We start from the raw sequence: 8,753 nt of genomic DNA, 5'->3' as shown, positions 1-8,753 counted from the left end.
TTCTGTTCAGAAGCTCCGCACCTACGCCGAGAAGCATGATGCGACGGTCGTTACCGGTCATGACCCTGACGCTTGGGCGAACTTCAAGAAGGCTCCCGAATTCTACGCGTAAATAAGACACGCAAGCCGACACCTTTATACGGCGAGGTTGAGTGCAGCTTCGCCGTTTTTTGTCTCATGAGGCAATGGCGCTAAGTCGGGCACTGGCGACCCAAATTGCTTGGCCGCTTGGCCGCGACCCACTCGCCACTTGCGGACATTGCGTAAGACGCGACTAAGCCCGACCGTGTTGACGTATAATCAAAAACCAGCTCCAAGAACTATACTATATGAAATATCATAAATTAAACTAGGTGGATGAGGCCACGTTAACGCCCCCAAGCGCGGCAAAAACCTGCGGGGAAAACTCAAACTGTCGTGCCGTTCCTCGTCCCATTGAGTTTTTTCCGAGCGTCTCTGTAAGGATGCCGCGCCGGACCAAGAGTTCAATGGTTTCGATCACCCCGCCACGCGTCATTCCGGTAATATCAATTACATTTGACAGGGTTAATTTCTGATGCGCCTGGTGCATCAGATAGAGAATATTCATCATGCCGATCTGCTTGATGCGCGACTGCGCCGATTCACCATCGATCGGCTTCTCCAGGATTTCACGCACGGCAAAAACGGACAAGGCCTGAGTCTGCCACCTTTCACTCAAATTGCTTGCCATCGTTTTAACTATCTATTATTTGAATAGTAAAATGTTTGAAATGATTCGCCGCTGGGTTGAGGCGGGCATTTAGGAAGACGGAGGGGATTGGGCATGAAGGGCCTTTTCTTTCGAACAATCATATTAGCGTCAGGGTTTGCTTCACTCTACACCATTTCGGAACGAAGCGCTCGTGCCGATGAATGGGGGTGCCAGGTTATCCTGTGCTTATCCAATCCGGGCGGTCCCACCCAGTATGGCGAATGCAGGCCACCTGTTGAAAAACTTTGGAAGTGGTTGGCAAAAGGGCGTTCGTTCCCAACTTGCACGGGCGTGGGCTTTCAAACCTCTCGCCCCTTTTACGAGCCATACCACTGCAGCGCCGGTTACCGATTATCTGCGGGCTACGGTCCCAAGGGACGTGACGCGACTTGCATTTCAACGTCTCTGCGGCCTGTCAGCGAAGCCTTTTGCCGATCGGATTCAGTTGGAGGCGATCCAAATAAGGGCCTTGTCACGTCGCCTAGGTGGCAAAAGGTAGAGGGGCGATATCAGTGCTTGGCTCATATCGTGGCCCGACCTCTCCTCCGGGATAAACCTCGATACGTCGATTTGACGATCGAGGGGGTGGGCAAGCAGAGGGTGTGGTTTTGAGCGTGCCCGTTGTCTTTCCAAGTTTTTGCGAGATCTGCGAGCTTTTCGTTGCATCGGAGGCCGTTCCCGGTGTGGTCAGCTGCGAAAGCTGGCTGTCTGCGCTCAACATCAGTATCGAGAGCAGTGCATCGCTCGGGCTGCAACCTAAGACAAAGGCCGAGGCAATCAAAGTCACCACATCCTTTGCGGCGGAACGCCGCGACATGCACGTTAGTCCTGAAGGGATCGGAACGGAAGAGCTGCAAATATTGAACCTTTCGGTGCCAGACGCCTTCGAGCACTGCCTAGACCAGGCGTCTTCACCAACTCCACTCGGCGCCCGTTACCGTTTCGCGGTGAAGGTCGGTGCATACCATGTCTTGGCCGAGCACGTGCCGCAATCCTGCTGTGGACGTGACGATCCGTCGGTCGGGGGCGTGCTCAACTACGGCGATCAGGTTCGCCGCGAAATGGAACGCCTTGGACCGACGATCGCTCATTTGACAATCGGCGATTCCGGGCAGGGGGCGCGGATAAACGTTTCGGCGAGCTCTTCCCAGGCAGATGTCGTCGCCGAGGTGACGGCGGAAAACAGCCAAGAGAAACCACCCGCGATCTCAGCGGCGCCCTCGTGGGACGTCTTCAAGACCCGAAGCCGTTCATCCGTCCTAGTGTTTCAGGACAATCAATTGGAATTGGAGCAGTGAATGATAATCAGTTCCCAGATCAGACCCGTCTTCGCTTCGACCGTCATCGCTGCCTTTATTGTGGTGACGATGGTTGAGCCCGCCTTCGCGCAAGCCGCCGGTATCGAAACCGTCCTGCAGAACATCGTCGACATGTTGACGGGAAACATAGCCAAGCTTCTGGCTGTGATTGCGGTCATTGTCATCTGTGTTGCCTGGATGTTTGGCTACATGGACTTAAGGCGAGCAGGCTTTTGGATCATCGGCATTGGCGGCATCTTCGGTGCTACCGAATTCGTCAACACAATCGTCGGTGGTTGAAGATGGCAGACGGACGAATGGTTCTCGAAGAAGACACACTCTTTATCGCGTGCACGCGGCCCGCGATGATCGCCGGCGTGACGATCGAGGCTATGGGCTTCAACATCATGACCACGACGATCCTCTATATCGTCGCCGGATCAATATCCTACGCGTTCGTCGGGATTGTTTTTCATCTGATCTTCCGAGCGCTGGTCAAGAACGATCATAACATGTTCCGCATCCTGCTCGCTTGGATCGAGACACGCGGCCGGTCGCGCAACAGCGCCTATTGGGGCGGGGCAACACTTTCGCCTCTGACGCTGGCACGCCGCTTCGACGAGAGGGATATCGGAATTGCCTGACATCGGAAAACTCAGATCACGGGAGCTCACGCCAGAGGCTTTCATCCCCTACGTGCGACACATAGACGAGAAGACGATTGCGCTTGAGTCCCGCACACTCATGGTCATGGTTGCGCTCGCAGGCGTGTCTTTCGAGACCGCCGATTCGCTCGATCTCAACGCCCTCCATCGCGACCTCAACACACTCTATCGCAACATAGCGGATGAGCGGCTCGCGATCTGGACCCATCTCATTCGGCGCAGGGATACCGATTATCCGGGCGGAACGTTTGCAACGCCGTTCTCTGCCTCGCTCAACGAGAAATACCGGGAACGCATGGCGAGCGAACAACTTTTCCGAAACGACCTCTATTTGACAGTCCTCTGGTCGCCAGCGCGTGACCCCGCGGACAAGGCTGGGAGGCTGCTGTCGCACCTTCGACGGTCAAAACGCTTCGATATAGAGTTGGATGTGGAGGCTCTGAAGCAGCTTGAGGACAAGGTCGCTAATGTAATGGCTGGCTTGAGGCGTTTCGAACCACGTATCCTGTCCCTATACGAAGAAGAAGACATGCTCTTCTCCGAACCGAGCGAGGTGCTGCACCAGATCGTGGGCGGACGACGTGAGCGTGTGCCACTTACTGAAGGTCGCGTCGCCTCGGCAATTTACTCTGATCGCGTGATCATAGGTCGGGAAACGATCGAAATCCGGCATGAGGCAGAAAGTCGCTTTGCCGGCATGCTGAGCTTCAAGGAATATCCGGCTCGCACCAGGACAGGCATGCTGGACGGAGTTCTGAACAGTCCGTTTGAACTCATTCTCTCTCAGTCGTTCAGCTTCCTGTCGAAGGCTGACGCTCGCGTCATCATGGGCCGTAAGCAAAACCAGTTGGTAAGCAGCGGCGACATGGCAGCTTCGCAGATCAATGAACTTTACGACGCGATGGACGACCTGGAGTCCAACCGCTTCGTGATGGGCGAACATCACCTGACACTTTCCGTCTTTGCGACCGCGTTAAAGGAATTAACAGACAATCTGGCGAAGGTCCGCGCCAGCCTGACCAATGGCGGGGCTGTCGTTGCGCGTGAGGATCTCGGCCTTGACGCGGCATGGTGGGCGCAACTTCCTGGCAATTTTCGCTACCGCGCGCGCTCGGGTGCAATCAGCTCGAAGAATTTCGCGGCACTGTCACCGTTCCATTCCTATCCGATCGGGCAGAAGGATGGGAATGAGTGGGGACCTGCCGTCGCCGTGCTCAAGACCGCCTCGGGCTCGCCCTACTATTTTAATTTCCATCATGGCGATCTCGGCAACACCTTCATGTGCGGTCCGTCCGGCGCGGGTAAAACCGTGATTGTTAATTTCATGCTGTCACAGCTCGAGAAACACGACCCGCACGTGGTGTTCTTCGACAAGGATCGCGGGGCGGATCTTTATGTTCGCGCCGCCGGAGGCACCTACCTTCCGCTGAAGAACGGGGTCCCCACCGGCTGCGCTCCCCTGAAGGCCCTCAACCTGACGCCGGAGAACAAATTGTTCCTAGCGCGCTGGATCGGCAAGCTTGTGGGTTCAGGGGCGCGGGAACTGACTGTCACCGAACTTCGCGACATTTCGGGGGCAATTGACGGCCTGGCCGACCTGCCCGCCGATCAACGGACGATAGGGGCGTTGCGAACTTTCCTCAACAATACGGATCCGGAAGGGATTGCGGCCAGGCTCCGCCGATGGGAGAGGGGAGGGCCGCTTGGCTGGGTCTTCGACAATCCCATCGAGAATATCGGTTTGGGCGACTTGCGCGGATCAGGCAGATTTATAGGCTACGACATGACAGACTTCCTCGACAACGAGGAAATCCGCACGCCACTGATGGCCTATCTCTTCCATCGCGTTGAGCAACTGATCGACGGTCGCCGGATCATCATCGTCATCGACGAATTCTGGAAGGCGCTGCGCGACGAGGCATTCCGTGATCTTGCGCAAAACAAGCTGAAGACCATCCGCAAACAAAATGGATTGATGCTTTTTGCCACGCAAAGTCCACGTGACGCACTGAACTCACCGATCGCGCACACGATAATCGAGCAATGTGCGACACAGATATTTCTGCCCAATCCGCGCGGCAATCGCGACGATTATGTCGAAGGGTTCAAACTCACTGAGCGCGAATACGAGCTCATCGCTCGTGAACTTTCGGCCGAGAGCCGGCGGTTCGTGCTGAAGCAGGGAAACAACAGTGTTGTTGCGGAGCTCGATTTGAACGGTTTCGACGATGAGCTCGCCATCCTCTCGGGCCGGACTGCAAATGTCGAACTTTTCGACGAGATCCGCGCGGAGGTTGGAGATGACGTCGAGACCTGGCTTCCCATTTTCCAAAAGCGAAGGAGTTCACGCTAATGACTTCCTGTCGACTCCATGGCGTACTGCTCAGCGCGGTGCTCATGCTTGCCGCTGAAAGCGCGCCAGGGCAGGGGATTCCTGTCAACGATCAGGCTGCGATTGCCAAGCAGATCGAGAGCATCGCACAGCTAAAATCGCAACTAGACGCCCTTAATGCGCAGATCGAGCAGGCTCGAGAGCTTTATGGCTCGCTCAACAAGCTGACGGATATGGCGGATGTCGCCAACATTCTCAACGATCCGGCAATCCGCAAGGCGCTTCCCTCCGACTTCGCTGCAATCGAGGGATTGCTCAAAGGCAACGGGACCGGCGCGTTCGGCGGATCCGCCTCAAGGTTTCTGGAGAGTAACTCGACCTACCGCACCGACGCCGATGATTTCTATGCGAAGGAATTGTCCCGGATCCAGAATAGGAATGCCGGACAGATGAGCCTTGGTGAACAGATCTACAATGCGGCGAGCAAGCGCATCGACGGGATTGATCAGCTGCGGGAAAAGATTTCCACGGCTGGCGACGCCAAGGAGATTGCCGACCTGCAGGCTCGGCTGCAAGCCGAACAGGCATTCCTGCAGACTGATGTTCTGCGGATGGAGGGGCTGAGGATGGTGCAGCAGGCGCACCAGCAGGTCGATGAACAGCGCAAGGCCGAGGATTGGCGCCAACGGATGGACGCTATGAAGGCGGCTTTGCAATGAGGCACCCTCTCATCGTCCTTTGCCTGTTGCTCTTGGCGGCTTGCTCGCAAGAAGCGGAGCGAACTTACACGGTGGACGAGTTCGTCGCCGACACCGGATTACTGTCCCGCACGATTTCCGAGTGCCGCAACAATCCGGGTGAATTGCGCCAGACGCCCAATTGCCTGAATGCGGAAGCGGTCGACTTTAAGCGCCGGCTCCAGAATATGCAAAAGGCTTTGGGAGGCTGACAAAATGTACAAGGTGTTTGAGTTCATCGACGGTCAGTTCAAGCGGCCGTTGGAGACTTTCGTCTCCGATGGGACGTCGAATATAGGCGAATGGGCCGCTGGTCCTTTGACGGTGGCAGTGACTCTTTACGTGGTGCTCTACGGCTACCTCATCCTTCGGGGCTCGGTACAGGAACCGATCCTCGACTTCGCCTTCCGCGCGATGAAGCTCGCTATCATAGTGATGCTAGTGAAGAACGCCGACGACTATCAGACCTATGTCACAAACATCTTCTTCGATGTTTTGCCACGTGAGATCGCCCAGGCGCTAAATGCAGGTACGGCGCTAAGTGCCAGCACCTTCGACAGCCTGCTGGACAAAGGGCAGGCCGCTGCTGCCGATATTTGGAAAAGGGCTTCCTGGCCGGTTGACATCGTCACGGGCGTGGGCGGCATGATGGCTATTGGCATCAGCTTTTTAGTGGCGGGAATCGGCTATGTCGTTTCCCTTTATGCACGTTTGGCTCTGGCGATCGTTCTCGCGATAGGGCCGATTTTTATCGCGCTTGCCATGTTCCAATCGACGCGCCGCTTTACGGAAGCCTGGATCGGGCAGCTCGCAAACTTCGTGATCCTTCAGGTCCTCGTCGTTGCCGTCGGTTCGCTTTTGATCTCCTGCATGGACTCGGCCTTCACCGCAATCGACAGCTATAGCGACATCCTTATGCGCCCTACCGCTCTTTGCGCCATCGGGATAGCTGCCCTTTATGTATTCTACCAGCTGCCCGGCATTGCATCGGCGCTGGCGTCTGGCGGCGCCTCGCTGGTCTATGGTTATTCGACGGCACGTGACGTCAATGAAAGCACGCTGGCCCGAGGAGCCTCTTATACGGCCCGGATGATTGGTCGCGGTGCCCGGTTTGCCCGCCGCGCCTTCGGATCAAGGAATGCCGGCGTAGACACCAGTACAGAACAATAAGCAGAGGATCGCTGAATGTTTAAGCCTGCCCTGTTGCTCGTCTTTTCAGCCGCACTTGTCGGCTGCGCTTCAATGACCCACCCCTTGCCAAAATGTGACAGCTATTCACGCCGCCCAATGAACCGGTCGATGTGGGAATGGGACGGCGACGTTAAGCTGAAACAGCAGCAATTCAACGCGAGTCCGTCCACTTCCGTCACGCCCTTTGCCGAAGAGACCAGCCAGACCGCAGCTTTTGCGTATCTGGATATCGAGGCTTCCTATCGCCGTTGTGAGGGCTGAGACATGGTGACGGCAGATAATCTGAAGAGCTACTTCGACAAAGCACGCCGTTTCGACCAGGACCGGATGATCCAGGTCGAGCGATCAAACAGGATTGCCTGGTCGATCGCCATGGCGTCAGGCATCGTCGCCGGTGTAGCCGTCTTCGCGGTCGCGGGTCTTACACCCCTCAAGACTGTTGAGCCGTTTGTGGTGCGCGTCGACAATTCGACCGGCATCGTCGATGTCGTGTCGGCTCTGACATCGACGGCAGGCACCTACGACGAGGCGGTGACCAAGTATTTCGCCGCGAAATATGTAAGGGCCCGCGAGGGTTACGTCTGGAGCGAAGCACAGGAGAATTTCCGCACCGTCGCTCTTTTGTCGACGCAGGCCGAGCAGACGCGTTTTGCTGCCCTCTACCGTGGCACCAACCCGCAATCGCCTCAAAATACTTACGGTCGCGGCGCCACTGCAAGGATCGATATCGCTTCAATCTCCCTCATCAATGAGAATGTGGTCTCCGTTCGCTACATGCGAACGATCAGGCGTGGCGAGGAAGGGCGAATGACCCATTGGGTTGCGTCGCTGACCTACTCCTACGCCAACGCTCCGATGTCGTCGTCGGACCGTCTCGTAAACCCGCTCGGCTTTGCCGTCAGCGAATATCGTGCAGATCCGGAGGTTGTGAGATGATGCGGACTCCAACAATCCTTATGGTGGTCCTTCATGTTTTGGCGTTGCCAGCGCTTGCCCTTGAGGTTCCAAGCGGTGCATCGCAAGACAGCCGGGTCCGGTTCGTGAACTACCAACCCTACAATATTACGAGGGTCGTCGGCTCTTTACGGTCATCCGTGCAGGTTGAATTCGCTGCGGATGAAGAAATTGCCCATGTCGCCCTCGGCAATAGCGTTGCCTGGGAAGTTGCGCCTGCCGGCAACACCCTGTTCCTGAAACCGCGCGAAAACCAGCCGGTGACGAATATATCCGTGGTGACGACGCGCAGGAATGGTTCGACCCGTAGCTACCAGATGGAACTAACGGTGCGCGACGGCTCAGTGGAGGCTGGTCAAAACACCTACTTCTACGTGAAGTACAGATATCCGGACGACGAAGCCGAGCTTCGCCGACGCGAGGCAGCATCGAGGGCGCTTGCGGCCCGGGCGAAGGACGCCGACAACGTCCTTTCGCTTCACGAAGCATATGGCCCTCGCAACTGGCGCTATTCAGCCCAGGGCTCGCATGCACTTGAACCGCAAAGCGTCTATGACAACGGCAAGATCACGACCTTCGCCTTTGGGGGTAATCAGGAGATGCCCGCGATCTATATGGAGAACTCCGATGGATCCGAAAGCCTAGTTCCGAAATCAATCGATCGAGATCTGGTGATGGTGCATGCGATCAGCCGCAAGTTCATCCTGCGTCGGGGTAAGGAGGTGCTCTGCATCTTCAACGAAGCCTACGACCGCGTAGGTATCAATCCTGACACCAACACGACGTCTCCTTCGGTGGAGCGCGTCGTGAAGAGTGACATCACCGGGCAATAGTGAAGGGAAT

General features: G+C 56.4%; 12 protein-coding genes and 1 pseudogene. 12 read left to right on the top strand and 1 reads right to left on the bottom strand.

Features of this window, described 5'->3' with window-relative positions:
• Positions 1-112 (top strand): annotated as a pseudogene (locus AGR2A_RS30260) (N-acyl homoserine lactonase family protein); the annotation flags it as partial.
• A gap of 237 nt (positions 113-349) precedes the next feature.
• Here the strand turns inward: AGR2A_RS30260 and AGR2A_RS26705 are convergent.
• Entirely contained in the window at positions 350-712 is a 363-nt protein-coding gene (locus AGR2A_RS26705; RefSeq protein ID WP_072493503.1) for a transcriptional regulator, read from the bottom strand.
• Positions 713-805: 93 nt separating this feature from the next.
• Here AGR2A_RS26705 and AGR2A_RS30255 point away from each other — a divergent pair, with 93 nt between their 5' ends.
• From AGR2A_RS30255 to virB9, 11 genes are read left to right on the top strand one after another with little or no spacing between them, the layout of a single operon-like run.
• Complete coding sequence (locus tag AGR2A_RS30255) at positions 806-1,345, top strand: hypothetical protein (protein ID WP_072493502.1); 540 nt, start codon at positions 806-808, stop codon at positions 1,343-1,345.
• 2 nt (positions 1,346-1,347) lie between these two features.
• A complete protein-coding gene (locus AGR2A_RS26695; protein ID WP_072493667.1) occupies positions 1,348-2,031 on the top strand; it encodes a type IV secretion system protein VirB1 in 684 nt (227 codons plus the stop codon).
• The gene (locus AGR2A_RS26690; RefSeq protein ID WP_072493501.1) at positions 2,032-2,331 is read left to right on the top strand and encodes a TrbC/VirB2 family protein; all 300 of its coding nucleotides are present in this window, start codon (positions 2,032-2,034) and stop codon (positions 2,329-2,331) included.
• A gap of 2 nt (positions 2,332-2,333) precedes the next feature.
• A complete protein-coding gene (locus AGR2A_RS26685; protein ID WP_072493500.1) occupies positions 2,334-2,675 on the top strand; it encodes a type IV secretion system protein VirB3 in 342 nt (113 codons plus the stop codon).
• A complete protein-coding gene (locus tag AGR2A_RS26680) occupies positions 2,668-5,049 on the top strand; it encodes a VirB4 family type IV secretion/conjugal transfer ATPase (protein ID WP_072493499.1) in 2,382 nt (793 codons plus the stop codon). Before AGR2A_RS26685 ends, AGR2A_RS26680 begins: the two co-directional genes overlap by 8 nt.
• Positions 5,049-5,747, top strand: coding sequence for a P-type DNA transfer protein VirB5 (virB5, locus tag AGR2A_RS26675; protein ID WP_072493498.1), 699 nt, complete (start codon positions 5,049-5,051; stop codon positions 5,745-5,747). The genes AGR2A_RS26680 and virB5 overlap by 1 nt, the downstream gene beginning before the upstream one ends.
• On the top strand, positions 5,744-5,977 hold the full coding sequence (locus AGR2A_RS26670; protein WP_072493497.1) for an EexN family lipoprotein: 234 nt from the start codon (positions 5,744-5,746) through the stop codon (positions 5,975-5,977). The genes virB5 and AGR2A_RS26670 overlap by 4 nt, the downstream gene beginning before the upstream one ends.
• Positions 5,978-5,981: 4 nt before the next feature.
• Positions 5,982-6,935 carry a type IV secretion system protein gene (locus AGR2A_RS26665; RefSeq protein WP_072493496.1) on the top strand — a complete coding sequence of 318 codons (954 nt, stop codon included), beginning with the start codon at positions 5,982-5,984 and terminating at the stop codon, positions 6,933-6,935.
• Between the two features lie 15 nt (positions 6,936-6,950).
• Positions 6,951-7,217, top strand: a complete 267-nt coding sequence (locus AGR2A_RS26660) for a hypothetical protein (RefSeq protein ID WP_063947381.1) — start codon at positions 6,951-6,953, stop codon at positions 7,215-7,217.
• Between the two features lie 3 nt (positions 7,218-7,220).
• Complete coding sequence (locus tag AGR2A_RS26655; RefSeq protein ID WP_072493495.1) at positions 7,221-7,892, top strand: virB8 family protein; 672 nt, start codon at positions 7,221-7,223, stop codon at positions 7,890-7,892.
• Positions 7,892-8,743 carry a P-type conjugative transfer protein VirB9 gene (gene virB9, locus AGR2A_RS26650; protein WP_080823595.1) on the top strand — a complete coding sequence of 284 codons (852 nt, stop codon included), beginning with the start codon at positions 7,892-7,894 and terminating at the stop codon, positions 8,741-8,743. The genes AGR2A_RS26655 and virB9 overlap by 1 nt, the downstream gene beginning before the upstream one ends.
• The last annotated feature ends 10 nt before the right edge of the window (positions 8,744-8,753 follow it).

Origin of the sequence: Agrobacterium genomosp. 2 str. CFBP 5494 (assembly GCF_900013495.1) — a bacterium.
Taxonomy (GTDB): Bacteria; Pseudomonadota; Alphaproteobacteria; order Rhizobiales; family Rhizobiaceae; genus Agrobacterium; species Agrobacterium pusense.
The sequence above is the reverse complement of the archived record's forward strand: the minus strand, read 5'-3'. Positions and strand labels throughout refer to the sequence as shown.